Source organism: Streptomyces lothianensis, assembly GCF_047779955.1.
Lineage (GTDB): Bacteria > Actinomycetota > Actinomycetes > Streptomycetales > Streptomycetaceae > Streptomyces.
The window spans coordinates 132,757-158,170 of the sequence record NZ_JBLMKT010000036.1 but is presented as its reverse complement, the minus strand read 5'-3'; the positions used below and the strand labels follow the sequence as shown (position 1 = coordinate 158,170).

At 70.1% G+C, this 25,414-nt stretch carries 26 protein-coding genes; 17 read left to right on the top strand and 9 right to left on the bottom strand.

What is annotated here, in order from left to right:
- Nucleotides 1–94 precede the first annotated feature (94 nt).
- Both ACLF6P_RS12220 and ACLF6P_RS12215 read left to right on the top strand, forming a co-directional pair.
- Nucleotides 95–427 (top strand): hypothetical protein, encoded by a 333-nt coding sequence (locus ACLF6P_RS12220; RefSeq protein WP_415950123.1) that lies wholly within the window; start codon nt 95–97, stop codon nt 425–427.
- A gap of 105 nt (nt 428–532) precedes the next feature.
- Nucleotides 533–868: a deoxyxylulose-5-phosphate synthase gene (locus ACLF6P_RS12215; protein WP_415950122.1), complete on the top strand. Its 336-nt coding sequence runs from the start codon at nt 533–535 to the stop codon at nt 866–868.
- A 75-nt stretch (nt 869–943) separates the two neighbouring features.
- Here ACLF6P_RS12215 and ACLF6P_RS12210 read toward each other — a convergent pair whose 3' ends face one another.
- On the bottom strand, nt 944–2,182 hold the full coding sequence (locus tag ACLF6P_RS12210) for a tyrosine-type recombinase/integrase (protein ID WP_415950121.1): 1,239 nt from the start codon (nt 2,180–2,182) through the stop codon (nt 944–946).
- The gene (locus tag ACLF6P_RS12205) at nt 2,183–2,449 is read right to left on the bottom strand and encodes an XRE family transcriptional regulator (protein WP_415950119.1); all 267 of its coding nucleotides are present in this window, start codon (nt 2,447–2,449) and stop codon (nt 2,183–2,185) included.
- A 465-nt stretch (nt 2,450–2,914) separates the two neighbouring features.
- Between ACLF6P_RS12205 and ACLF6P_RS12200 the strand changes: the two genes are divergently transcribed.
- From ACLF6P_RS12200 to ACLF6P_RS12185, 4 genes are all read left to right on the top strand, one after another.
- Nucleotides 2,915–3,148, top strand: coding sequence for a helix-turn-helix transcriptional regulator (locus tag ACLF6P_RS12200; protein WP_415950118.1), 234 nt, complete (start codon nt 2,915–2,917; stop codon nt 3,146–3,148).
- Between the two features lie 523 nt (nt 3,149–3,671).
- Complete coding sequence (locus ACLF6P_RS12195; RefSeq protein WP_415950190.1) at nt 3,672–4,997, top strand: DUF3631 domain-containing protein; 1,326 nt, start codon at nt 3,672–3,674, stop codon at nt 4,995–4,997.
- Nucleotides 4,998–5,392: 395 nt separating this feature from the next.
- On the top strand, nt 5,393–5,794 hold the full coding sequence (locus ACLF6P_RS12190) for a plasmid mobilization protein (protein WP_415950116.1): 402 nt from the start codon (nt 5,393–5,395) through the stop codon (nt 5,792–5,794).
- A gap of 4 nt (nt 5,795–5,798) precedes the next feature.
- Complete coding sequence (locus tag ACLF6P_RS12185; RefSeq protein ID WP_415950114.1) at nt 5,799–7,496, top strand: relaxase family protein; 1,698 nt, start codon at nt 5,799–5,801, stop codon at nt 7,494–7,496.
- 114 nt (nt 7,497–7,610) lie between these two features.
- Here the strand turns inward: ACLF6P_RS12185 and ACLF6P_RS12180 are convergent, their stop codons facing one another.
- Complete coding sequence (locus ACLF6P_RS12180; protein ID WP_415950112.1) at nt 7,611–8,021, bottom strand: hypothetical protein; 411 nt, start codon at nt 8,019–8,021, stop codon at nt 7,611–7,613.
- A 187-nt stretch (nt 8,022–8,208) separates the two neighbouring features.
- On the opposite strand from ACLF6P_RS12180, the gene ACLF6P_RS12175 reads away from it, so the two are divergent.
- Nucleotides 8,209–8,748, top strand: coding sequence for an NUDIX hydrolase (locus ACLF6P_RS12175; protein WP_415950110.1), 540 nt, complete (start codon nt 8,209–8,211; stop codon nt 8,746–8,748).
- Here ACLF6P_RS12175 and ACLF6P_RS12170 read toward each other — a convergent pair.
- Nucleotides 8,726–10,075, bottom strand: coding sequence for a helix-turn-helix domain-containing protein (locus tag ACLF6P_RS12170; RefSeq protein WP_415950109.1), 1,350 nt, complete (start codon nt 10,073–10,075; stop codon nt 8,726–8,728). The two genes, ACLF6P_RS12175 and ACLF6P_RS12170, sit on opposite strands and share 23 nt — an antisense overlap.
- 113 nt (nt 10,076–10,188) lie before the next feature.
- On the opposite strand from ACLF6P_RS12170, the gene ACLF6P_RS12165 reads away from it, so the two are divergent.
- The 3 genes from ACLF6P_RS12165 to ACLF6P_RS12155 all read left to right on the top strand — a co-directional run bounded on the left by ACLF6P_RS12165 (nt 10,189) and on the right by ACLF6P_RS12155 (nt 11,996).
- Nucleotides 10,189–10,431, top strand: coding sequence for a hypothetical protein (locus ACLF6P_RS12165; protein ID WP_415950108.1), 243 nt, complete (start codon nt 10,189–10,191; stop codon nt 10,429–10,431).
- Between the two features lie 205 nt (nt 10,432–10,636).
- Nucleotides 10,637–11,080: a glycine-rich domain-containing protein gene (locus tag ACLF6P_RS12160; RefSeq protein WP_415950107.1), complete on the top strand. Its 444-nt coding sequence runs from the start codon at nt 10,637–10,639 to the stop codon at nt 11,078–11,080.
- 70 nt (nt 11,081–11,150) lie between these two features.
- The gene (locus ACLF6P_RS12155) at nt 11,151–11,996 is read left to right on the top strand and encodes a protein kinase domain-containing protein (RefSeq protein WP_415950105.1); all 846 of its coding nucleotides are present in this window, start codon (nt 11,151–11,153) and stop codon (nt 11,994–11,996) included.
- Nucleotides 11,997–12,116: 120 nt separating this feature from the next.
- Here ACLF6P_RS12155 and ACLF6P_RS12150 read toward each other — a convergent pair whose 3' ends face one another.
- The gene (locus ACLF6P_RS12150; RefSeq protein ID WP_415950103.1) at nt 12,117–13,238 is read right to left on the bottom strand and encodes an ATP-binding protein; all 1,122 of its coding nucleotides are present in this window, start codon (nt 13,236–13,238) and stop codon (nt 12,117–12,119) included.
- A 1,265-nt stretch (nt 13,239–14,503) separates the two neighbouring features.
- On the bottom strand, nt 14,504–15,922 hold the full coding sequence (locus ACLF6P_RS12145; RefSeq protein WP_415950102.1) for an ATP-binding protein: 1,419 nt from the start codon (nt 15,920–15,922) through the stop codon (nt 14,504–14,506).
- A 556-nt stretch (nt 15,923–16,478) separates the two neighbouring features.
- Here ACLF6P_RS12145 and ACLF6P_RS12140 point away from each other — a divergent pair.
- Entirely contained in the window at nt 16,479–16,814 is a 336-nt protein-coding gene (locus tag ACLF6P_RS12140) for a deoxyxylulose-5-phosphate synthase (protein ID WP_415950101.1), read from the top strand.
- A gap of 268 nt (nt 16,815–17,082) precedes the next feature.
- The gene (locus ACLF6P_RS12135) at nt 17,083–18,414 is read left to right on the top strand and encodes a YncE family protein (protein WP_415950100.1); all 1,332 of its coding nucleotides are present in this window, start codon (nt 17,083–17,085) and stop codon (nt 18,412–18,414) included.
- A gap of 145 nt (nt 18,415–18,559) precedes the next feature.
- On the opposite strand, the gene ACLF6P_RS12130 is transcribed toward ACLF6P_RS12135, so the two are convergent.
- The gene (locus ACLF6P_RS12130) at nt 18,560–19,129 is read right to left on the bottom strand and encodes a CGNR zinc finger domain-containing protein (RefSeq protein WP_415950099.1); all 570 of its coding nucleotides are present in this window, start codon (nt 19,127–19,129) and stop codon (nt 18,560–18,562) included.
- Between the two features lie 167 nt (nt 19,130–19,296).
- On the opposite strand from ACLF6P_RS12130, the gene ACLF6P_RS12125 reads away from it, so the two are divergent.
- From ACLF6P_RS12125 to ACLF6P_RS12105, 5 genes are all read left to right on the top strand, one after another.
- Nucleotides 19,297–19,752, top strand: a complete 456-nt coding sequence (locus tag ACLF6P_RS12125; protein ID WP_415950098.1) for a VOC family protein — start codon at nt 19,297–19,299, stop codon at nt 19,750–19,752.
- A 176-nt stretch (nt 19,753–19,928) separates the two neighbouring features.
- Nucleotides 19,929–20,861 (top strand): pyridoxamine 5'-phosphate oxidase family protein, encoded by a 933-nt coding sequence (locus ACLF6P_RS12120; RefSeq protein WP_415950097.1) that lies wholly within the window; start codon nt 19,929–19,931, stop codon nt 20,859–20,861.
- Between the two features lie 141 nt (nt 20,862–21,002).
- Nucleotides 21,003–21,200, top strand: a complete 198-nt coding sequence (locus tag ACLF6P_RS12115; RefSeq protein ID WP_415950096.1) for a ferredoxin — start codon at nt 21,003–21,005, stop codon at nt 21,198–21,200.
- Entirely contained in the window at nt 21,197–22,489 is a 1,293-nt protein-coding gene (locus tag ACLF6P_RS12110; RefSeq protein ID WP_415950095.1) for an NAD(P)/FAD-dependent oxidoreductase, read from the top strand. The genes ACLF6P_RS12115 and ACLF6P_RS12110 overlap by 4 nt, the downstream gene beginning before the upstream one ends.
- A 141-nt stretch (nt 22,490–22,630) precedes the next feature.
- Nucleotides 22,631–23,137 (top strand): DinB family protein, encoded by a 507-nt coding sequence (locus ACLF6P_RS12105; protein WP_415950094.1) that lies wholly within the window; start codon nt 22,631–22,633, stop codon nt 23,135–23,137.
- 503 nt (nt 23,138–23,640) lie between these two features.
- On the opposite strand, the gene ACLF6P_RS12100 is transcribed toward ACLF6P_RS12105, so the two are convergent.
- Nucleotides 23,641–24,489 carry a GNAT family N-acetyltransferase gene (locus tag ACLF6P_RS12100; protein WP_415950093.1) on the bottom strand — a complete coding sequence of 283 codons (849 nt, stop codon included), beginning with the start codon at nt 24,487–24,489 and terminating at the stop codon, nt 23,641–23,643.
- 146 nt (nt 24,490–24,635) lie between these two features.
- A complete protein-coding gene (locus tag ACLF6P_RS12095; protein WP_415950092.1) occupies nt 24,636–25,382 on the bottom strand; it encodes a M15 family metallopeptidase in 747 nt (248 codons plus the stop codon).
- Between the last annotated feature and the right edge of the window lie 32 nt (nt 25,383–25,414).

The window sequence follows — 25,414 nt, the reverse complement described above, 5'->3', positions numbered from 1 at the left end:
AGGCCCTTCCGTCCATCGGACGGGAGGGCCTTCTTCCTCGCAGCACACATATGGCACACATGCGGCTGCGGGCAGAGGTGGGGAGCTGTGCGAGATGCCCGCGAACGATGAGCTGGCCCGGCGTCGGCACGAGAAGCTGGTCGACCGCCTGGAGGGCCTGATGCGGGCGTCATTGAAGCCTCGCTACCGGGGCTACCACGGGCAGCTGATCCTGAGCAGCGGCGATCTTGAGGAGATGGGCGAGCTGAAGGACGTCCGTCGTGCTGCACGCGAGGCGGCCCGTCGCCTCGGCTGGTCCCCGAAGACCCACGTCGTCGACGCAAGACTCTTCGTGTATGACGACCGCGAGGTCCCCAGAGAGATCAGTGAGCTGGCCGCCGAGGATGCTGCTGACGCGATCGACGCAGAACTCCGCGGCCGCGAGTAGAAGCAAGTACGGTCGGCCGTCGACGCCCCGCCTCTGCTGAAGGGGCCTGCGCAGCAGTCCGGAAATCCGTCGAGCCCGGTCCTGTGGTGGCCCTACCCTTCCCGTATGACCCATGGAAAGACCTCGTACGTTTGCCTGCCCTGCCGGGCCTCGTACAAGCAGCCCTATCCCGGGTACCACGACCATGCCCGGGTCTGTCCACGCTGCGCCGGACCACTGATCCACGTCGGCTCCGCCTTCGCGGCACCCAAGAGGCGGGACACCGCCGCCTGGCGCACCCTCTCCGTGCTGCTGCACGCCGGTGTGCGCTTCCACAAGAGCTGCTGCGGAGGCCCCGGCTACCGCCCACGCACCCTCAGCGAGGTGCGCGAGCGGATGGCCTACGCCCGGGCCACCGGAGAACCGTTCGCTCAGGCGTTGGTCCGCCGCGACCTGCCCTAACAGCCCGAAACAGGAGTCGCCCTGCCGCGCCGCCGGCACCCCCTGCCGTCATACACGGCACACATAAGGCACACATCACGCGGCATCGTCTTCCAGGACGGCCACTGCCTCTGCGGCCTTGCGGGCCTTCTTCTCCGCCTTCTCCAGCTTGGCCTTCGCTTTGGCCAGTTGCTTGGAACGGCGCTTGTGCATCTTCTTCGAGACCTCGTCCAGGCGGTCCGGGAAGAGATGCCCGTACGTGTCCAAGGTCAGAGTCGCCGACTTGTGGCCCAGCATCGTCTGTACGACGTTGACGTCCGCGCCGCTGGCGATGGCGAGCGAGGCCGCCGTATGGCGCAGCTTGTGCGGAGTGACCTTGAGATGCCCCAGCCCGGCCTTCACAACCGCCGGCGCGAAGAACCGCTGACGGAAGTTGCGGGCCCGCAGCGGTCCACCCTGCGGAGCGGTGAAGAGCAACTCATCATCTCCCCGCCTCTGGACGTGGGGCTTCAGCTCCTCTGCCAGGAACCGCGGGATCGGTACCGACCGGCGCTCGTGGTTCTTGGGGGTGTCGAGGTAGAGCTTGCCGTTGTCCTCGACATACGCCTGGACGATGTGGGCCCGGCAGGCGTCCAGGTCGACTCGGCCCACCTTCAGCGCGGATGCCTCGCCCCAGCGCAGGCCGGTGTAGGCCAGCAGCAGGATGAACACCCGGTAGGCGCCTGACGCGTTGGCCAGCGCGTCGACCTGCATGTCGTCGAGGTACACGTGGTCAGTCTGCGTCGCCTTCGGCAGGGGCACGCCGACAGCCGGGTTGACCGGCAGGCGACGGGCCTTGACCGTGTAGCCGAGAACGCGGCTGAGGACGACGTACGCCTTCCGGACCGAACGAGGGCTGAGCTTTCTGCCGCCGGTTGCCTCGCCGGACAGCAGGTCCGCGAGCCACTCGGCGATGTCCTCGAAGTGGATGCGGTCCAGCGGAGTGGTGCCCCATCTGGGGATCACGTGGACGTCGAGAACGCCGCGATAGCGGCCCCGGGTCGAGCGCTTGAGATGGATCTGCGCGGCCAGCCAGGACTCCGCCACCTCTGCGAACTTCACCCGCGCTGCGGCGGGATCACGGTAGGAGCCGTCGTTGAGACGGGATTCCATCCTCGTCCGCTCCGCCTCGGCGTCGACCTTGCGGGCGAAGGTCTTCATCCTCGGCTTGCCGTCGGGGTCGTACCAGCGCACGCGGTAGCGCCCCGGCGGCGTACGACCCGTCCGTTTGGCGTCCGCTGCGGCGCGCACATACGCCGCGTGCCCTATGCGGTCCTCAATCCAGACCCGCGCCAACTAGCACCCCCTCCGGTCATCAATGGACACCGACGGTAGCGGCAGAAGCAGGGCCGTGAGAGGAACGCCGAGCGCGGTAACGACAAAGTCGTCGATATCGCAACGCCGGGCGGGTTCGGTGCGGCTGAGGGCGGTGGTGGTCATCGGACGGCGCAGCGCGGTGCAGCGGGCGGCGAGCTGGGGCAGGCTGCGCATGAGACGTAGGTGCTCGATGGTGCGGGCGGCGTGGAGGCTGACGGAGCCTATTTCAACAGGTCGGTTGGGCATGACAGGTAGCTGTAACTTGCGGCCCACCGCCTTGGCAAGAGTTGGTTCTTAAACTCTCCAGAAGCCACTCGGGGGCGAAGTGGTGTTCGTCTCGTCGAATTCCGGCACATCGCGAGCCGTTTCAGCCGGGAGGTTGTGCTATCTTCCCGCCGCGCCAAAGTAGTGGGGGTTTTGGGGTGATTCGAGGTGCGGTGTCCCGCGGGCTGGCGGCGCCGCCACTGGCGGCTGGACACCACCTCTGACCTGCTGAGGTATCGGATTCCGGCACCTCAGCAAGTCGCTTCTCCGCGGAAAATTTCTGCTTCCGCGGGATTGATTTCGGCAACCGGCGATCCGCCCTTACTGTTCTGGTCTTCCCCGGCCAAGCCGAGGGAATTAGCCGGGGGCTCAGAATCCACTCTGCTTGCTTACGCGAGTGGTGTGGGCTTGTTGTCCACGTCTGCCATCCAAAACCCTGATTCCGATATGGAGACCCCATTGCCGAACCACTCCCCGCGCCTGGCCGGCGCCGCGCGTGACCAGCTCGCCAATCCCGCCGACGTGGCCGCCTACCTCGGGGTACCGGTGAAGACCCTCTACCAGTGGAAGTACCGGGGCACCGGCCCCAGCGTCCACAAGGTCGGCCGTCACCTGCGCTACCGCTGGCGAGAGGTGGACGCGTGGCTGGACTCCCAGACGTCGTACGACCTGACGGCCTGACTCCGCGTCCGGCGCTGACAACGAAGCGGCCCCCGGCGCGCCAACGCCGAGGGCCGAAGACTTCCCAACTGATCGCCCACCCCTGAACGAATGAGCTGGTGAGGGGCGGGACCTTGCCCGTCCTGCCCTTCACCGGAGAGGAACGCCTATGGAGGACCCTACGTCCCCCAGCACCACGAACACCTCCCCCACCGGCTGGCCCACTCCCGCGGTCCCCGGCGCAGGCATCCCCTGGCGCCGCCGCCGGGACCGGGCGGGCACACGGTCCCCGGCATCAGGGACCGCCGAGCAACCGGCGAATGCGGCAGAACACGAGGACCGTCCCCAGCCGTCTGCTGCTGCCACTGTTGGGGACCGTCCCGGCGATGTCCCCGCCGCCCGGTCCCCGCACATCCCGGTCCCCGTATCGACATCCGGAACAAACCAGCAGGTCAGCGGCGAGAATGCGAGGACCGGTCCCCAAGAAGCTACAGCTCCAGCAGGGGACCGGAACGGGGACCGTGAGGACGGTCCCCGCCAGTCGCTGGGGACCGACAGCCCCGTGGCGGGATCCACCCCTGGGGAGAGGACCGGTCCTCTCGATGCACGGGGACCGGATCACGGGACCGGTCCCCGGCCTGCTCGGGGACCGGGAAGCTCTGGGCAACAGGGGTCGGGTGAGGGTGCGGAGCTACTCGATGAATTGCGGGCGGCGGTCGGCCGGTACGTCGTGCTCCCCGGCGAGGAAGCTCTGACCGCGGTCACCCTCTGGGTGGCGGCCACGCACATCCAGCCCGCCCTGCAGCACGCGCCGCGCCTGGCGGTCGTCGGACCGACGAAGGGCTGCGGCAAGTCCCGGGTGCTGGACGTGCTCCACGAGACCGTCCAGCAGCCGATGATGACGGTGAACACCTCGCCGGCGGTCATCTTCCGCGTCATCGGCAAGAACCCGCCCACCCTCCTGGTGGACGAGGCCGACACCATCTTCGGCCCCAAGGCAGGCGACAAGGAGGACCTGCGCGGCCTCCTCAACGCCGGGCATCAGCGCAACCGGCCCGCCTGGCGCATCTCCGGGCCCGAGCACAAGCCCACCGCGTATCCCACCTTCGCAATGGCCGCGCTCGCGGGTATCGGTGACCTGCCGGACACGATCATGGACCGGGCGGTCGTGCTGCGGATGCAGAAGCGCAAGCCGGGCCAGAAGGTCGCCCAGTTCCGCTCGCGCTACTCGGTTCCCGAACTCAACGCGCTGCGTGACCGGCTGACCGCCTGGCTGACTCCGCTGCGCGGCACGGCCGGCCGCATGGTTCCGACGATGCCGGTGCAGGACCGGGCGGCGGACACCTGGGAACCACTGGTCATCGTCGCCGACCTGGCTGGCGGCCACTGGCCCGCGAGCGCCCGTGCGGCCTGCGTGGCGATGACCCGCTTCGAGGCCGTCCAGGACGAGCAGACCAACCTGAAGACGCGGCTCCTGCGCGACATCCACCGCGTCTTCGAGGCACACGGCAACCCCGAGGCCCTGTCCAGCCTGGATCTGGTCACCACCCTGCTCCAGGACCCCGACGCCCCCTGGGCAGAGCACGGCACCAACGGGCTCAACGCCTACCACCTGGGGAAACTGCTGCGGGACTTCGACATCCGCCCGGCCAACTACCGCTTCGACCAGGGCAGGCAGGCCAAGGGATACGCCCGCAACCGGTTCCTCGACAGCTGGGCCCGCCACTGCCCGGACCTCACCGAGGCAGCGCGTACGCACGATGCCACCCCCGCGCGGCGGACCGCTCAGGGCAAGCCGCCCGCCACCCCGGCGGGCCCGCTGCCCGTCCGACCGCCCGGCGGCCCCGTCGGCCCCAAGTACGGCCGCTGACCCACCTCCCCCTGGGTCCGTATCACCGCGTCGCATCCGTCCCCGCGCAGGTCAGCGCGGGGACGGATGTCCTCACCGGGACGGACAACTCCGTACCTGCCCACGTGTCCGTACCTGCCCTGACCAGGCATGGGACGCATGCGACGCACGTGACACACCTCCCACCACCTCACCACCGGAGCACCCCCATGCACGAACAGCACCACGAACCCCCCACAACCCAGCAGCAACTGCACACCACCTCAGCCCCAGACAGCGCAGCAAGTTGTCGGGTAAGGAGTCCTTACCCGGCCTCCGCCCCACAGAGGGCGGAGGCATCCGGCGCCGAGGCCGCACCGGAGTCGACCGGCCCAGGGGAGCCAGCCGAAGGAGGGGTCGTCGATCCGTCGCCGAACGTGCCGCAGCAACCTGCGCCGCGTCGCCGCCTCCGTGACAAGCAACTGCGCGAGCACCGCGTCCACCCCCGCTACAACGACGACGAGATCGCCCTCGTCAAGAACGCCGCCGCCCTGAGCCGCATGCAGCCCGGCGGCTACGTCGCCGAGTGCTCACTCGCCGCCGCACGCGCCGACGATCCCACGGCCGCCGTCGCCGATTACCGCGCCATGACGAAGGCGCTCATGTCCGCCAACGGACAGCTCGGCAAGATCGGCGGCAACCTCAACCAGCTCGCCCACCACCTCAACAAGGACGGCGCCTGGCCCCACCCCGACACCGTCCAACAACTCCTGAAACAGGTCGAGGCATCCATCGCCGAGCTGGACACCGCCGTCGCTCAAGTCACGGAAGGACGGTGACCCGTTGATACCGAAGATCATCCTCGGTACGGGGTCGGACGCCACGCGTCGCACCATCCGCTACCTCTTCGGCAAGGGCCGCGCCAACGAGCACACCGATCCGCATCTGGTGGCGTCCTGGAACGGCTTCGCCCCCGACCCCGGCCGCAGCCCTCACCGCGACCCGAAGGACGTGGAGAGGCAGCTCGTGGCACAGCTCGACCAGCCCATCAAGATGCTCGGCGACAAGGCGCCCAAGGACACCGTGTGGCACTGCCCCGTTCGCGCCGCACCCGAGGACCCGATCCTCACCGACGCACAGTGGGCCGACATCGCCCGCCGCATCGTGGCCGCCGCCGGAATCGCGCCCGAAGGCGACGGGGAAGCCTGCCGCTGGGTGGCCGTCCGCCACGCCGACGACCACATCCACATCGCCGCCACCCTCGTACGCCAGGACGGCCGCCGCCCCGAACGCGGCTACGACCAGCGCGCCGTCCAGCGCGAGGCCCGCACGATAGAAATCGACTACGGGCTACGGCGGTTGAAGCCTGGTGACGGCACCGCCGCCAGGCAGCCCACCAGCAAGGAGCACTTCAAAGGCAGGCGGCTGGGCCAGGAGACCGCCAGCCGCGATGTCCTGCGCCGACGCGTGCGCCGCGCAGTCGCGGCAGCGGCCGATGAGGCCGAGTTCTTCGCCCTCCTGGACGCGACCGGGGTGGAGGTCCGCCTCAAGCGCGGCCCGTCCGGCGATGCGCTCGGCTGTAGTTTCACGTTGCCCGGCGACACCAACGGCCAGGGTGAGCCGGTGTGGTTCTCCGGTTCGACGCTGGCCCCCGACCTTGCCCTGCCCCGGATCCGTAAACGCCTCGACACCACCCGCCCCGAACGCGCCCGCATGCGGCCCGGCAATCCGTGGCACCAGGCCGCCGCTGCCGTCGGCCGAATCCCCCACCACCTCACCGACAGCGACGAGCACACGGCACAGGGGCAGCTCGTTGGTCTCGGCATGGCACTCGACCTGCTGCCCTTCACCGCGCCGGCCGACGTGCGGGCCGAACTCGACTGCGCGGCCTCTGCGTTCGAGCGCGCCACCCGCTCCCGTATCGCCGCCGACCTTGACAGCGCGTGGGTGCTGCGACGCAGCATCCAGTCGATCTGGCGCAAGCACCCTCGCGACGGGGACGGCACCGGATTGGCGATGCTCCTGGACGGTGTGCTGACCGCGGTCGCCTTCGCGATGCACTGGCATCGCACCCGCCAGCACGCCCAACAGGGAGCAGCAGCCAAGCAGGCCCTCGTCCACCTGCATACCGCGCACGGGAGGATCGCCGAGCCAGTCCTGGCCCACCTCGCCCGAAGCGCTCCCACTCCTCAAACACAGCGCCGCTTCGCCCATCACATCCGCCAGACGGCACCTGAAGACGCCGAACGCATCCTGGCCGACCCCGCCTGGGACTCGCTCGCCACCGTTCTCGCCCATGCGGAAGGCGCTGGGCACAGCGTGGGCACGCTCCTGGATCAGGCAGTCAGGCAACGCACACTGGACGACGCCCACAGTCCCGCACGCACACTGACATGGCGCATCCGCCGCCTCGGCGAACGCCACGCACCCGGCCCACGTGCGCAGGCAGCCAAGGCAAGCAGCACCGCAGCGCGGGTACATGGCCCGCACCACCTGGCGGTCGGCATATCACAGCGAGATGCGCAACCACGTCGGCGCTGACCCTCGTCACACGGCCGTTGCCGTCATATGACGCCGCTCCTGTCGACGGTCACGCAACTCCCCACGGGTCGCGCCTTCGACTTCACGTAATTCGGTCACGGTTCGACGGCTGGCTCAGACGGCTACACGAATGGGCACAGCGTCCGCACGACCGTAGGCGAGCACCTGGGCAAGGCCTTCGCGGAACAGGGCGACGTCCTCGGCCGGGGCTTCGATGACGGCCTCGATCTCGCTGTCGCTCAACCGCAAGTCCTCCAGTGCTTCGGGGCTGAGCGAGACGCGGAGGACGTTGCCCGTCAGAACGGCTTCGCGTACACAGCCGTATGCGGTCCCCTGTCCGGCCGTGACCAGACAGTGTGTGTCCATGCCCAAGGCGACCTCCTGGTCATCTGGGTCGTCCTCGCCCGCCATGAACATCAGGATGAATCCGCTTCCGTCCTCACCTTCGGCGAGAGCAGCTTCGGTGAAGTAGCCGTCAGGGTCGATCTCTGTGGTGGCGGTACGAGCAGTGAATCGGTACGTCATGACGGAGTTTTACCAGCGCGTTCAGCCACGGCAGGACGCAGGGGGCGGAGCGCCTGCGTACCGCCTTCAAGCGCCCCACAGCTCCGTCAGGTTATCTCGTCAGGCTGACGCGAAAAGGCCCTGAACCTGTGTCCACGGTCCGGTCGGTCTGAGATCCTGGAGACCGATCACGAGAGGGGCCGCACGTATGGAGTGGAAGACCCACGGCGAGCGGAAGATCTACACCAACAAGTGGGTGAACCTGTGCCTGGTTGATGTTCAACAGCCGGACGGGCGCAGGTGGGAGTACCACGTGGTGCGTCTGCGGCACCTGGCCGTGGCTGCCGTGGTCAACGACCGCCAGGAGGTGTTGATGATGTGGCGGCACCGCTTCATCACCGACTCGTGGGCCTGGGAGTTGCCGATGGGGCTCGTCGAGGAAGAGGAGGGCGAGACCCCGGAGAAGGCGGTGGCACGCGAGGTGCTTGAGGAGACGGGCTGGCGTCCCGGCCCGATCAAGCCCCTGATCTACGCCGAGCCGGCCAACGGGATCACCGACTCGCAGCACCATGTGTTCCGTATCGACGGCGCCACCTATGCCGGGCCTCCGACGGAGAAGAACGAGTCGGACCGCATCGAGTGGATTCCCCTCTCGGAGGTCCGGGGCATGATCGACCGTCGGGAGATCGTGAGCAGTGGCTCTCTGGTGGGGCTGTTGTATCTGCTCATGGACGAGGCGATCCGCTGACGCGGGGCAGGAGTTCACGCAGCCGCGCTTCGAAGGCCAGTGCCACGGGCTCGTGCCGGTGCGGTGCCAGCTGGTCGTAGAACTCTCTGAGGTGCCCGGACACCCGCTCGGAGGCAACGGTGGAGGCGTGCCCGAGTGCCTGGGTGGCGGTCTGGCATGCCTGGTCGATCTTTCCCTGGTCGAGCTGGGTCCGGGCCAGCCAGAACGAGTGGAAAGCGCGGCCGCGCTGATTGGAGCGGTCCTCTCGCCGCAGAGCATCCGCGATCAGCGGTTCCGCGGTTGCCGCCTCGCCGAGCCGGCCATGGGCGATGCCGGTGTCCACGATGAGTTTGGGTTCGTCGAAATAGGCCACCCAGGACGGGTCCGGGTCGCTGGTCCGGGCCTGTTCGAAGTGGTGGTGCGCGTCCCTGATGGCCTGGTGGGTGCCGTCGCGGTTGCCGAGGGTGGCGTGGGCGAAGGCTTCGCGCATGGACAGCATCGACAGGACCCGTGGCGTGGCGCTGGGAGTTGATCTCGCCTGGTCCTGTGCGGCGGTGACGAGCGCCAGCGAGTCCGCGGGCTTGTCCTGATAGGTGGCCTGCAGGCTCATGCAGGCCAGGACGTTCGCCATGAACTGCCGGTCGTCGATTTCCTTGGCGAGCTGCAGTGCCTCGGTGAAGTACGCGCGGGCCTGGTGGTACTGGCGGGCATCGAAGTAGGTCCAGCCCGCCAGCCGCGCCAACTCGGCCGCGATGCCGTACAGGCCGTGCCGAATGGAGGGCGGCCGGTTCTCCTCCAGGAGCCCGACGACGTGCCGGAGCTGGCCGACGATGGCCGGCCGCAGCGCTTCGCCACCGTGCTGGTCGTCACGTCGCCAGTAGTCCTCGATCGAGGAGCGGAAGGCTTCCAGCGTGGCGGTGTTGAGACTGGTGCGGCTGGCCAGGGCCAGAATGCTGTCCACATCGGGTCCGGGGAGGGCCGGGGCCGTCGGCCGCACGGGTGAGGTTGCCGTCGTCGCCGGGGGTGCCTCGCGCTCGGTGACGGCGAGCGCCTGCGGCGTCTCCCAGGGACGGCGTGCGAGCCCGAGCAAGTCGCCGGGGATGCGTAAGCCGTCCGAGATGCGCTCGATGACGTCCATGTGCTGCAGCTGCCGACGGCCCGCCATCACTTCGCCGACCCGGCTGGGGGTCAGGTCACAGCGTCTGGCGATCATCGACGGGTAGATGCCCGCCCTGGTCTTCACCAGCCGGAAGATCCTGGCGAAGTCTCGTACCCGGCACGCGTGGATCATCTCGGGATCGACGAGCAGCCTGGCGGGCAGTTCCGGTGGCCGTTCCCGATCGGGCATGGGCAAGCTCTCCTACGGCGAGGGCTACGCAACGTCGCTGATGCTCCACGTACCGCGATGTTACCCAAGTTGGGTAATCAGCCTGGCCTTTCGGTGGTACGTACCGCATCGCGATGCTCCTTTTCATGGCGAGCAACCAGCAGACCAGACCCGGCATCGGCGAACTGGCCAAGGACCTCACCAGCGACCGCATCGGCGTCGTCATGGGCGAGATCGGCGGCCGTGTGCAGATACGGCCCGTCGGCGGCGGCACGGAGTGGGACGCCAAGCCGGACAGCGTGGTGGTGCCGAGTGCGCGAGAAGAACTGAGCGCACGCCTGGCCATCAGGCACGGCCACAGCCGGGGCCCACTGTGATGCGCACGATCGGCCGCTACGCGGGCGTCCTGCTCATCGTCGTGGTCAGCGTCTCCTGTGGCCTGGTGATCGGCATGGCTCTCGCCATGGGCCAGTAGACGGGCCGCCCCGGGCGGGTGCCAATTCCCGGCTCCCCTGCCCCGTCCGGGACGTGCCACCCAACCCCGCACCCCACAACACACCGCCTCACACAAGGAGAAAACGCATGACAGCAACGGCCAACGACCAGAAGAGCGGACGCGCGGCAGCCGGCGACGAACTGTTCCGGAGCCTCACCCAGTTCATGGTCCAGCACAACGGGCAGACGCCCGAGCGCGCCGAGCGGATCGCGGACCAGGCGGTGGCCTTCGTGGTCACCGCGGCGACAGCCACCGTGCCCATGGTTCCGTCGGACGACGTGGACTTCGGCCTGCACGCGCTGATCCTGCACACCAAGGAATACGCGGCGCTGTGCGAACGTCACGCGGGCCGCTTCCTGCACCACAACCCGAAGCCCGGCGGCGGCCCCCGCGAGCCGGAGATGGTCAGCGCCTCCGCCCGCGCCATGAAGGCGGCCGGTTTCATGGTCTTCGACGACCTGTGGACCGTTGACGGCGCGAACCTCGCGCAGTGCGACTCGGACTGCGGTCGCCCCTACGGTCAGGCGTAGCACACGACAGCAGCAGCGCGGCCGGCCACGGCTCGTGGCCGGCCGCGCTCGCCCCGAAGGAGAGCAGACAATGCCCGAGCCGCCGCCGCCTGAACTCCCGACCGTCGTGCTCGACGCCCTCACCCCGACCACCCGGCGCCCGGTCCTCAACCGCCGGGGCTCCGCAGTCTGGGAAGTGCACAGCCCCCGCGGGCACTACGCAGTGAAACTCGGCTATCCGATCGAAGCCACACCCGGCTGGCCCGCCCAGCCCTGGACCGCCCTCGCACCCGCACGCGAAGCAGCCGTACTGCTCCGCCTCGGCCTGACCGACCTCGCCTACGGCGAGTGGGAGCACGGCACATGGAACATCCAGCCCTGGCGCGAGGGCCCGGACCTCTACCACCTGTGGGAACCCTGCCGCAGCCAAGACCCGCCGACGGAACCGCACACCAGCGTGGCGCTGGACTGCGTCAAGGCTCTGGCCGAACTCCACGCCAAAGGCTGGGCCCACGGCGACGTCCAACCCGCCCACTTCATCATCGGCCCGGAACAAACCCACCTCATCGACCTCGCCCTGGCCCGAGGCGGCCCTGTGCCCGACGCCTTCGACTTCCCTTTCCGCGGCTGCCTCGTCCACTACGAAGCACCCGAGATCGCCCGCAGCGTCCTCACCACCGGCGAAGCCGAACCGACACCGGAAGCCGACATCTACGCCCTCGGCGCCTCCCTCCTGATCTCCGCCACCGGCTGGCGAGCCATCGACTACCCCGACGATGCCCCTCGTCCCCTTCAGCGCGAAGCCGTGGCCAACGGCAGACGCCGACGGGTCAAGGCACCCGGCGAACTCGGCAAGCTGATCGACGCGATGCTCAACCACAACCCTGAAGACCGGCCCAATATCCACGAAGTGGGCAACACTCTGAGTCATCTCTGAGACTGGTGTGAGATCTGACGTTCCCTGTGGCTGGTGAGGTTGTTGCGGCCATCTGCGCCACCGAAGCCCGGGCCGGGGGACCACCCGGACCTGGGCTTCGGTGTCTTCGGCGTGCTGCTGTCAGAGGTGGCGGGCGGCCGTCGAGATCCGGGCGATGACGGCAGTCGCCTGCGCCGGGTTGGCGCGGAGCCAGGCGGTCAGGTGCTCTCGGACAGCCTCGGTGACGCAGGCGCGGACCGGTCTGTTGCCCAGACGGCGTCGGGGAGCCCCCTCAAACTCGGGCCGGTCGAGCTTCACCGACACGACAGCCGTCAGGCCCGCGCCGAGCTGGACGGGGGCGAAGTCGGAATCGGACGGGCTGAGCAGCTGTTGCTCTCTGGCATAGGCGGTGAGCGCGGCCTCCAGGCCGTCCCGGAAGCCGAGTTCGTGTGTGCCACCGCCGGTGGTCGGCAGGCTGTTGGCGTAGCTTGTGATCCGTTCGTCGCGGCCGTCGCTCCAGCGGAGGGCCACCTCCACGGTTCCCTCCATCTCGGCGTACTCGCGCTCGAAGCCGATCACGTCCGGGTGGAGCGGGGCACCATGTTCCGCGATGTGGTCCCGCGAGCCGCCGGGGAAGCGGAAACGAACGGCCCGGGGCGACGTGGGGTCGCGGTCATCGGTCAAGGCGATGGCCAGCTCGCGGTTCAGGAAGGACAGTTCCCTCAGGCGCTCGGCCAGTGTGTCGAACGGGAATTCCAGCGTCTCGAAGATCTCGGCGTCGGGCCAGAAGGTGATCGTGGTCCCACTGGCATCAGCCGGCCCCATGCGGACGGGCAGCCCGACGGGCACGCCTTGCTCGTACGCCAGCACCCAGCGGGCGCCGTCGCGCCATACCTCTGCCGTCAGGCGGCTCGACAAGGCGTTGACGACGGCCAGCCCCATGCCGAAGGAGCCGCCGAACAGCGAGCGCCGATCAGCGGGTGGTGCCCCGCCCAAGAGCTCGGTCAGCCGGGTCTCCAGCGGAAGGCCGTCTTCGTGACCGGCGTGCCCGACCGCGAGACCTGTGCCGTCGTCGGCGACACGGACGCCGCCGTCGGCGGTGAGAGTGATCTCGACACGGCTGGCAGTGCCGCCGAGGATCTCGTTCAGCGCCGGCTCGGCGGCCTCGAGCACCAGGTGGTGAAGGCCGCGTTGACCGACCGATCCGATGTACATCCCGGGCCGCCTCCGAACGGCCTCAAGGCCCTCCAGCACCACGATCATGCTGGCGTCGTACGTGTGGGATTCCCCGCTCATGATGCCCCCTCCGAGGGTGTCCGACAGAACTCTCCCAACTTAGGAGATTCCCAAGAAGACACCAGGTCAGAGCCGATCCGGCGAGGCCATGGACAGCCCCCTGAAGGGCGATCAGGAGCGGTCGGCCGGGAGGAGTGCGCGCCGGCACGGCAGGGTCCGCCGCGGCCCTCCGAGGACCGTCTGCGGCACTGTTTCGGCAGCCGCGGAGCCACGAATTTCAGGAAAGTCCCGCCTCGGTCCGGTGCGTCCGTGGATCCCGGGTGAGCCGTTCGGCTTCCCGCCCGGACGGCTGCGCAATCGGACGGCTTGACTGATCAGCCCCTGCTTGAAGTCTCACGGCTGGCACGTGGGAGGGGTCGTGTGGCGGTAACGATGAACCGCTTGCGTCCCATCGCCTTCTTGCCCGCATCGAAGCCCCTGGTGACTGCGGGGACCATGCCGGCAGTCCGAAGGCGTTCTGCAAAGCCGTGTCCAAGAAGCCGCCCACTACCCGTCCGTCAGCCGAGCAAGGCGCTCTCCGGTGAGTGGCCGCGAGGGCACATCCAGGGCACACGAGCCCGGGAAACGGCGTTGACCCGTGAGAACTACCGAGAGGAGTTCTCCCAGGTCAACGCAAATATTCCCGCGAAACCCCAGGTCAGCACCCCGCCGCGTTCATTCGCTGCACGAGTGGCAGGACGCCTCACACTTGCCGAGGGGCGCCGGTGGCTGCCTCTCGAACAGCCCCCGCCAGAACGCATTCAGCACACATGAGGTCGGGAAACCCTGTGAACACGCGGGAACTACGGAGGGCTATCTTCCCAGGCCAGGCACCCTGTGGGCCACGTTTCCGCAGGTCACAGCCCCACTCAGAGGAAACTCCTAAAGCGGGTGTCGCAGGTTCGAATCCTGCCGGGGGCACCACGCATCACGCTCTGACCTGGGGTTTCTCCCCAGGGAGGTATTCCATTCGGCCTCGGACTCCCCGTCCGGGGCCGTTTGCGTGAGCGGAAGGACGCCCTCGTCGAGGTTGTCGGCACGGTGCCGAGGTCGCGGTGGACCTGGTCTGGGCGGCTCGGCCCAGGCAAGCGACCGACACCCTGGTGCACCTCTGCTTCTCTGTTGCGTCCAGTCCCCTGTCGCGTCCAGGCGGACTTACCAAGGCAAGATCGCGTATCGGGGCGAGAGGCTCGGCCGACCCGAGTTCGGCCGACAGGCCGTACGCCCCGACACCAACATGCATCCCGGCGCGCTCAGGAGGACCACGCCGCGAGGAGTTCCGCCGGGCCGTACGCAGCGTCGAGCCCCGCGCAGTCGGTCCCGCTGCGCGAGACAGCGATCACAGGCACGGGAGCAGGCGTGAGCGCAGCGCGGTGTCGGTGCAGCGCCGCGAGATCGTGCCGGTCGAATGGGGAGTTCTCCAGCCACTTCACCGAGCCGACGAACAACAACTCCTTGGCGATTGGCGCGCGGTCCGCTCCCACGACGTCGATCTCCACATCGTTGGTACGGGTCCAGTAACCGCCGATGGCGGGGGCGGCGGGGAGGTTCGCGTCGGGCAGCAGCCGTGCCAGCGCCTCACGCACCAAAGGCTCAACGGCCCTGCCACGCCAGCTGGTCCAGTTTTCGCGGATGCGCCGCAGCGTCAGGTCACCCCGTCCCCGCTCGATCTCCTCCATCGCCGGACCCAGGAGCTTCAGCCAGAAGCGGAGGTAGGGATCCGCGACCCGGTAGCGACGATCCTTCGAAGGCCGCGTGGACACGGGAAGCTCCGCCGCGATCACCCGCTTGTCCGCGAGGATTCCCAGCGACCGCTGGAGCGGGGTCGCCCCGATCCCGCCGGCGGCGCGGGCGATATTGGAGAACGTTCGTTCACCGCTGCCGATCGCCGAGAGGACAGTGCGGGCTTGCACCTGCTGGGGGAACTCTGCAGCGAGCGAGCGCTCCGCCGAGACCAGCAAGGCCGAGACCGGATCACTGAGTGCCGCGTGCAGGAACTCCCACATCCCGGCGCCGTGCGTCCACTCTGCACAGATCAGAGGCAGTCCACCCGTGATCAAGGCCGCGTCGAAGGCCGAGGCAGGATCGAGGCCGAGCATCTCGCCCACCTCCGCCGGGTTGAGCGGACCCAGCACCATCTCCCGTCCGCGCTGGTGGAAGGGGCGTCCATAGCTGTTCAGCGCCTCCATCATCGACAGGTCGGAGCCGATGAGAACCAGCAGAACCGGCTTCGTCTCCAGCACTCGGTCCCAGGCCCGCTGAAGCATGCCTTCGAAGGCGCCCTCCGCATCCATCAAATAGGGCACCTCGTCCATGACCACCACGCTCGCCCGGTCGTGCGGCAGCGCCGCCGCCAGTACATCGAAGGCGGCATCCCAACTCGCCGGGCGGGCCGCGGACAGCAGATTCGCCAGCGGAAGGCTGGATGACTGCGCATCCAGGCTGAGCCGCTCCAGGTCCGCCCCCGGCGACGCCCCTGTGGCGGCGTAGAAGAGAAACGGCGCACCGGACCTCTCGGCGAACCGCTCCACCAACCGCGACTTACCCACCCGGCGGCGTCCTCGAAGCATCACGCACCGCCCGGGCCGCTCCCCACCGACCCCGGCCGTCACCTTGCCCAGCGCGCGATCCAGCGTCTCGAGCTCGTGCCGCCTGCCCACGAAATCTGCCATGTCTTCGCCTTCCAAGGTGATACCTAGGCCCCTCACGGATACTAACATCACAGTTAGTAACATTTACGTTAGTGACAGAGGCTGCCTTGAGAGGATGGCTACTCACCCCGGTACACCCACGGGAGAAGTCAGCCTTCGGCGCCACAGCATGTCCGCCGCTGGGCGTCCCCCGGCCGCCGAATGCGTGGGCGGCGCGTGAGCGGACGGGGTAGCAGGAGCCGTCTTGAGCCGGATGGCCGGTCATGCCGCGCGGCGCTGACCAGGCAGAAGAGCACCACGCGGCACAGCCAAGCACCACCCGTCAGAGATTCGTTCCCACTCCCAAAGCGGGTGTCGCAGGTTCGAATCCTGCCGGGGGCACAGAGAACAAGGCAGGTCAGAGGCCCTTCCACCCGACCGAGGGAAGGGCCTTCGTCCTCGCGGCACGCCTATGGCACACGCGCGGCTGCGGGCGGAGTACGGTCGGCTGTCGCCGCCTCGCCCTTACTGGAGGGGGCCTGCGCAGCAGGCCGGAAATCTGTCGAGCCCGACCTTGTGGTGGCCCTACCCTTCCCGCATGGCCCATGGAAAGACCTCGTACGTCTGCCTGCCCTGCCGGGCCTCGTACAAGCAGCCCTACCCCGGGTACCACGACCACGCCCGGGTCTGTCCACGCTGCGCCGGACCACTGATCCATGTCGGCTCCGCCTTCGCGGCACCCAAGAGGCGGGACACCGCCGCCTGGCGCACCCTCTCCGTGCTGCTGCACGCCGGTGTGCGCTTCCACAAGAGCTGCTGCGGAGGCCCCGGCTACCGCCCACGCACCCTCAGTGAGGTGCGTGAACGGATGGCCTACGCCCGGGCCACCGGAGAACCGTTCGCTCAGGCGTTGGTCCGCCACGACCTGCCCTAGCAGCCCGAAGCAGGGGTCGCTCCGCCGCACCGTCGAAGCGACGCCGGGTTGAGCGCGCCCAGCACCATCTCCCGTCCGCGCTGGTGGGGCGGGGCGCCTGCGCAGACTGGTGCCTTTTCTTGGCAAGAAGGGCACATGATCCACATGTCTCGGCGCAGAATGATCGACGACGGCGTCGGACGTCGTCTCCGCCGGTCGGTCGAGGGGGGCTGCCGGTGTGAACTCACAGGACACAGAGGGGGTTTCCACCATGCGTGGATCGAGACGCATGCTGAGTGCCGTGTTCGCCACGGCGCTCGGTTCCGCATTGCTGGTCATACCGGGAACGACCCCGGCCTACGCGGCGACCGGTGTGTCGTTGCCGATGTACCAGCTCGCCGACATGGAGGTCGACGGGAGTCATCGCAAGATCTTCCTCAGCATGCCGGCCGGCGTCGACGGACGGGTCGTGGTGTCGGACTACGACGGAAACAGCACGTGGCTGAGCGGCCTCCCGGGGGCCGGCGGCCTGGCGCTCTCGCCCGACGAGCAGACCTTGTACGTGGCCGCGCGGGACATCGACACGATCGTGGCCTACGACACCGCGACGCTGGCGGAGACCGCGCGGTACCACGTGGGGGACGGCATCGCACCGTGGAGCGTTGCGGTCGCGGGCGGGAAGCTGTGGTTCGGCTACGGCGTCAGCGGTGACCTCGGATCGATCGACATCGGCGCCGCCGAACCGGCCATCGCGCTGGGGCTGGACAGTTCGCTGGACTTCGGGGCGGAGCTCGTCTCCTCCCCCGCCGACCCGAACGTGCTGGTGGTCGGCACCGGCAGCCCCAACCGCAACACCCTCACGGTGTACGACGTGAGCAGCGGCTCGCCCGTGATGGCCAACCGTCGGGTGCTGTCCGGGACCGAGATGAACGGCCTGCGGGACATCGCCGTGACAGCGGACGGCCGTTCGATCCTGACCGCCGCCGTCATCTCGCCGGGGTACCGGGCCTTCAACCTCGACGACCTGTCGGACATGGCGACGCACGCCGCTCCGGACCCGGCCTCGCCCGTGGCCGTCGCCGCCGGACCCGACGGCACGGTGGCGGGGGCCACGCAGAACACGAGCGCCGACGTACCGGACGTGTCCGTCTACGCCCCGGGCGCCCCGGCCCCGCTGACCTCGGACGAGGTGGGCGACGCCACGCAGTCGGCGGCGGTCCGGGGCCTGGCCTGGGCGCCGGACGGGAGCCGGCTCTTCAGTGTGACGAGGGAGAGCGGGGTCCTGGGGCTCCGGTTCCATTCCCTGTCGGTCGCCACGCCCGTGCAGACGGCTGTCGCCCTCGACGCTCCGGCGACCAGCAGGAAGCGTGCGACGCTCACCCTCACCGGCACGCTGACCCCGGGCATCGCGCCCGGAACCACGGTCACGGTCACCCGGCACGACGCCGCAGACCCCGAGGGCGTCTCCCTGGGCTCCGTACCGGTGGCGGCCGACGGCACCTTCACGGCGACCGACGCCCCGGCCAAGCCCGGCGAAGTCCGCTACGTCGTGTCGTACGGCGGCGACCGCTGGCACACGGCGGCCTCGGCGGAGGCGACGGTGGAGATCACTCGCCGCTGATTGCCCACCAGGATGAGGGCCCCGGAAACCGCAGGTCATGCGGTTTCCGGGGCCTGTCTGCTTCCTGGCTGCTTCCTGGCTGCCCCAGGGCTGTCACCACCTGCGGCGTTGCCTCACGACCCCTCACGACCCCTTGCGCCGCCCCTCAGTTCCTGTGGCGCGCATAGTGCCGTTGCGCCTTCGCCCTGTTGCCGCAGCCGGCCATGGAGCACCAGCGGCGGGTGCCGTTCTTGGAGACGTCGTAGAAGTGCAGGATGCAGTCCGGGTTTCCGCAGGCGCGGATGCGGTCCGGGCGGTCGGCGAGGAGGCGGAGGTAGTCCGCGGCCGCCGCCCAGCCGGGCAGTCGGCCGGGGGTGTCCGCCTCGATGACGGTGGCGGGGCCGTCCGCGGCGAGGACGTGGCGTACGCAGCCGTGTGCGAGGACGGCATTGACGGCCTCGATCGCTGCCGCGGACGGCTCGCCCGGGCTGGCGACGGCCTCGTCGAGGGCCGCGCGGGCCTGGAGTACCTGGTCCAGCGTGTGCCGGTCGACGGGTACGGGGCGGTCGCCCAGGGATTCGCGTACCGCCTCCCCCGCGAGCCAGACGGCCAGGCCTTCCACCGTGTCCAGGAGGTCGTGGCGGCCCGTGCCGTCGATCCAGCGGGTGTTCAGGAGGTCGATGGCGAGGGGCTCGCCGGTCAGCGGCCTGGGATCGGTCTCGGGGGGTGGCGGCACGGTTCGGGTCCTTCCTGGGCTGCGCGGTGGGCGGTGCGGCCCTCCGGCTCCACGGTAACCGGTTATTGCTTGATCAGTGGTTGCACATCGGGGAACCTAACCCTTAAAGTGAGTTTCACCGGTTGCGAGGCGGACTCGCAGCCCCGACCGAAGGCATGTGTTGAACGATGAGCAAGGCGAAGAACCTGCAGACCGGACACGTCGGCCTGAACGTCACCGACATGGACCGCTCACTGGCCTTCTACCGGGAGGTCTTCGACTTCGAGGTGATCGGTGAGGGCAAGGAGGACGGCCGCCGCTTCGCCTTCCTCGGCCGCGAGGGCAAGCTCCTGGTGACCCTCTGGCAGCAGAGCTCTGGCACGTTCGCCGTGGACCGGCCGGGGCTGCACCACCTGTCCTTCCAGGTGGACACCGTCGAGGAGGTCAGGGCCACGGAGCAGGTGCTGCGCGGGCTCGGGGCGGAGTTCGCGTACGACGGTGTCGTACCGCACGGCGAGGGTGCGGCCTCCGGCGGCATCTTCTTCTCGGACCCCGACGGGACGCGGCTGGAGGTCTACGCGCCGTCCGGTGCGGAGGGGACGGAGGCGCCCACCGCCGGGGCGCCCACCTGCGGGTTCTTCTAGGCCCTCCCCTCCGGGTGCCCCCACCGCCGGGGGCTGGGGCTGGGGCCGAAGTGCGGGTGCGGCTCGGACGGCGGGGCGCTGCCCGACCCCAACCCCGGCTCCAGCCCTCCAGGCCCCCACGGCCCCGGCGCATAACTCCCTCAGCTCATCCCCATGTTCGGAAAGGAAGACCAGCCGTGGGCACGTATCACAGCGGTGAGGTGGCGGTGCAGGCGCGGGCCGGGCTTGCCGAGCAGGCGCGGTTCTCGCTCGGCGGGATCGGGGAGAGCATTCCGCCCGTCGCGCGGGACTTCCTGGCCGAGCAGCCGTTGATCGTGCTGGGTGGCGCCGACGCCGAGGGGCGGGTCTGGGCCACCCAGCTGACCGGGGAGCCCGGCTTCCTGAGCGTGCCCGATCCGCGCACCCTCGTCGTGGACGCGCTCCCCGTCCCGCAGGATCCGCTCGCCGCCGTCCTGGACGCGGCGGGCCCGGACGCCCCCGCTCGGCTGGGGATGATCGCCATCGAGCCGGCCACCCGGCGCCGTATGCGTATGAACGGCCGCGCCCGTCGCGCGGGCGGCGCGCTGCGTGTGGACCTCGACCAGGTCATCTCCAACTGCCCCAAGTACCTCCAGAAACGCGACTACCGCCGGGTCGGCCCCGCGCAGGACGACGGCGGCCCCTCGGGCCGTACGGTCGTGTCGGCGGACGCGCTCAGCACCGCCCAGCAGCTGCAGGTGAGCACGGCGGACACGTTCTTCGTCGCCACCGCCTCCGACCGCGGCGATGCCGACGCCTCCCACCGCGGCGGCAACCCCGGCTTCGTACAGGTCCTCTCCCCGACCCTGCTGCGCTGGCCGGACTACGTCGGGAACGCCATGTTCCTGACGCTCGGCAATCTGCTGCTCAACCCGGCCGCGGGCCTGCTGTTCCCGGACTGGGAGACCGGCGCGGTGCTGCATCTGTCCGGCAAGGCTCGGACCGTGTGGGACGCCGAGGAGGTGGCTCGGGTGCCGGGGGCGCAACGGCTGGTCGAGTTCTCCGTGGAGGTCGTACGGGAGGTCTCCGCGGCGTCGCCGTTGCGCTGGAGCGACCCCGGCTACTCCCGCTTCAACCCGCCGGCCGGCTGACCGGCGCGGCCAAGTCGGCTGCCCCGCTGACCGGCGCGGCCAAGTCGGCTGCCCCGCTGACCGGTGCGGCCAAGTCAGCTGCGCCGCTGACCGGCACAGTCACACAACACCCGTTCCCCCTCGACCGCAACGGAGCCCGTCATGCAGATCAGCGTGGACATGAACCTGTGCGAAAGCCACGGCCAGTGCGTCTTCGCGGCGCCCGAGGTCTTCTCCTTCGACGACGACGATTACCTGGTCCACGAGGGCGAAGCGCCCGACGCGCTGCGCGACAAGGTCGAGAAGGCCGCCGCCGTGTGCCCCGTGCGGGCCATCACCGTCTCCCCGGACCGGCCATGAGCAGGACGCGTGATACCACCGTCAGTTGCGTCGACGGCGGCGGACCCGCGGGACCGCCGGAGTCGGAGTCGGACCCGGCCCCGGAGCCCCTGAGGTCCGTCGTGGTCGTCGGTGCCTCGCTGGCCGGGCTGCGGGCCGCGGAGGCCCTGCGTGCCCGGGGGTTCACCGGCACCCTGAGCATCGTCGGCGACGAGCCGCACCTGCCGTACGACCGGCCCCCGCTGTCCAAGCAGGTCCTGACCTCGGACGTACGCCCCGAGGCGACCGAACTGCCGCGGCCGGAAGGCCTGTCGGCGGACTGGCTGCTCGGCCGCCCCGCCACCGGCCTGGACCTGGAGACCCGTACGGTCACCCTGGAGGACGGCGCCGGACTCCCGTACGACGGGCTGGTCATCGCCACCGGCTCGGCCGCCCGCGGCTGGCCCGCGAGCCGCCCGGCCCCGCCCGCCGGCGTGGTCACGCTCCGGGGCCGGGACGACGCGCTCGCCCTGCGGGCCGCCATGGAACCGGGGCGGCGGCTGGTGGTCGTCGGCGCCGGGTTCCTCGGCGGTGAGATCGCGGCGGCCGCCCGGCACCGCGGGCTCGACGTCACGCTCGTCGAGGCCGAGTCGCAGCCGCTGCGGCGGGCCATCGGTGCCGGGGTCGGCGCGTACATCGCCGCCCTGCACCGGGAGGCCGGAATCGACCTGCGCACCGGTACCACTGTCACCGGCTTCGACACCACATCCGACGGGCGGCTGGGCGGAGTTCGGCTCTCCGACGGATCCTCGCTCGCTTCCGGCCTCGCGGTGCTCGCGCTCGGCGCGGTCCCGGCGACGGGCTGGCTGGCCGGTTCCGGGCTGGCCCTGGAGGGCGGGGTGCACTGCGATCCGTATCTGCGGGTGCTCAGGGCGGACGGCTCGGTCGTGCCGAACGTGGTCGCGGCCGGCGATATCGCCCGCGTACCGCAACGGCTGGCGGACGGGGAGCGGCTGGCGCTGGGCCACTGGACCAACGCGGTCGAGCAGGCCGCGGCCGCCGCCGCGAACCTGCTGGCCCCTCGGACACCCGAAGTCTTCGCCGGGGTGCCGTCGTTCTGGTCCGACCTGTACGGGGCCAGGATCCGCTCCGTAGGCCTGCCCGCCGCCGCGGACGAGGCACGGATCCTCGAACACGACCTGCCGGGCCGCCGCTTGGAGGTCAGCTACCACCGGGCGGGCCGCCTCGTCGGCGCCCTGACCGTCGGACGGACGGCACGGCTGGGGGCCTACCGGAGCGCGCTCCAGGAAGCCGGGGCAGTGGCGGCGTGAAGAGGTGAGGGGGACGGGATGAGGGGGACGGGATGAGGGGGACGGGATGAGGGGGACGGGGCGAGAGGGGTGGGGGCGAGGGGGGTGGGGCGGGGAATAAACGCCTCGACAACAGGCGCCCTGATCAGGGACGCTCGCGCGATGACACGAATCGGCGATACCCCGTCCGCCTGGGACGAGCGCACGCAGCTGACCACCTTCCTCGACTACGCGCGTGACACCGCGCGCCACAAGTGCGAGGGCGTCTCCGAGGAGAACGCGCGCAAGGCGCTGCTGCCGGGATCGCCGCTGATGACCATGAGCGGGGTGATCAACCACCTCCGCTGGGTCGAGTACCACTGGTTCCAGGTGATCTTCCTCGGCGAGGAGGACCAGGGGCCCTGGACCGACGAGGACCCCGACCGCGAGATGCGGATCGCCGTCGACTTCCCGCTCACGCAGCTGCTCGACGAGTACGCGGAGCAGAGCGCCCGGTACCGCGAACTGGCCGCCGGGCACAGCCTGGACACGAAGGCCCAGCGGCCCATCCGCAACGGTCTCCACGTCGACCTGCGCTGGATCCTCCACCACCTCGTCGAGGAGACGGCCCGCCACAACGGGCATCTGGACATCCTGCGCGAGCTGCTCGACGGGTCGACCGGCTACTAGGGCGTGGAGACACCCCCTGGAGATCCGCAGGGGCAGCGCCGAGCAGGCGGAGCAGACTGGTGCGCAGGGCCTCTGGTGCGGCCGTCGTGGGCAGTCGGCCGGCGCCCTGTTCCGTGCTCGCCGTATGCCCGAGCGGGATCGTCGCCGCGACGGGCCAGTCGACGGGAAGCAGTACGGGGTAGCGGTCCGTCACGCCGGCCCCGGCGTCGAGCATGCGAAGCAGTGCGTCCCCGGTGGATCCGGCGGTGGAGTCGGCCCCAGCCCTGGCCCCACCTTCGGCTGCGGCCCCACCCTCGGCTGCTGCTGCGTCCATCGCGGCGACGGCCTCGTCGGTGATCCGTTCGGCCACGGCCGGCAAAGGCCCTCGCCACCGAGGTCTGCTTCTTCGGCCGGTTCACTCCCGACGGACGGGTGCGCCAGGCGCACATGGCCACCCGCACCGCCCCCGGTGGACGGTGACGACGGGCGGCAGGAGCCGTCATCGCGACCGCGGTTCCGGGGCGTCACTGCGAGGACCACCACGTCGCCATGGCCTCGGCCGTGAAGCCGATCGACTCGTACAGCGGGCGGCCGAGGCGGGAGGCGGTGAGGGTGACCGGGAGGGCCGACACGGGGGCCAGGGAAGCGAGCATGACGGCGCGGCCGATGCCGTGGGAGCGGTGCTCCGGGGGTGTGCCGACCCAGTAGTGACTGGCGGCCCCGTTGTCGGTGACGGTCACGCAGGCGCCGGCCGGTTCGCCGTCGAGGCGGGCGAGGAACAGGGCCACGCCCGGCTCCTCCAGGAGCGTCGGCGGGAACTTCTCGCCGGGCCGGTAGGGCTCGAAGCGCTTGAGGCCGAAGCCGGCGATCACCATGCGCTCGGCGGCCTGCAGGTCCGGTGCGCTGCGTACGGGCGTCACCTCGAGCGCCGGCTCGGGGACCGGGCCCGGCGGGCGCAGCATGACGGGCATCTGCCAGTGCCGCATGCCCAGGTGGGTGAGGTCGGTCGAGGTGAACGGGTCCTCGACGTCCACCGGGCCGACCGAGCGGCGGGCCAGCTCCGTCAGCTCGGCCGTCTCCTCCGCCGCGAGGTCCGGTTCCTGCAGCAGGAAGCGTGCTCCGGCGCGCTCGTCGCCGAGCACCGCGAGGAAGCCGCGGCGGTGGATCACCTCGTGGCCACGGTGCCGGCCGACGACAGCCCAGAAGGCGGCGGAGTTGCGCGCCTGGCGCTTTGCCGCACCGGTTTCCGGACCAGCAGCCGTACGGGCGTCCGCGCCGGTTGCCGTACGGGCTTCCGCGCCGGTTGCCGTACGGGCTTCCGCGCCGGTTGCCGTACGGGCTTCCGTATCACCGCGGGGCGAGGGGTCGGCCATGGATGGCTCCTGTTCGTCTTCGCCCGGCGGGGGCGACCACCGAGCGGCAAGGAAGGCGAGAGCCTCGAACCTAGCCGCCGATGACGTACGCGGCAGGGCCACTGGCGTGCCAGATCTGTGGGCCAATTGTCCCGGGCCGCGGACGGTCACTGCCCCATCCGCGGGTCGTCGGTGGGGTCCGCGTACATCGGCGGGCAGCCGTGCGACGTCGCGGCCGGGCGGAGTTCGTAGTGCCAGGGCTCGTTGCGGTAGATCTGGCAGAGGCCGTACGCGGCGCCGTGGCCGGAGAGCCAGGTCGTGGCGCGGAAGGTGCCCAGGTCGACGGCTTTGCCGGAGACGTGCTGGGAGGTGGCGGGCGTGGCCACCCAGCGTGCGGCCTCCTCCTTCGAGCCGTGTTCGGCTATCGCCTTCCTGAAGAGTTCCTCCTGGTACGCCGCCGAGCGCCAGCCGCTGTTGACGGTGAAGGTGACGCCCGCCTTCGCGGCGTCCGTCGCCGCGCGGCGCAGGGCCGTGCGGAGGGCCGGTTCCAGGTTCGAGACGGCGGGGAGGTCGTCGAAGACGCGGGTGCCGGAGGGGACCGCTCCGTCGGCCTGTCCCAGGGGTCGGTGGTCCGGGCGCGGCCGGGCGGTGCCGTCCGACGGCGAGGGCGAGGAGGACGGCGAGGAGGAGCGCGAGGTCGAGGGCGAAGGCAAGGACTCGGGTGGCGTGTCTTCGGCCCCGGGAGGCTGCCCGGCCGAAGCGGAGGGATCGGCCGAGGAGGAGGGATCGGCCGACTGGCAGCCGGTCCCCCCGACTGCGGTGAGGGCCGCCCCGGCGAGCACCAGAGCGGCCATACGCGTACGGGCACGGCAGGCCTCGCGGCCCCCGCGAGTCGTGAAACTGGTGAGGTTCATACCCGCAGCCAAGGCCGCAGCGTGTTGCCGCC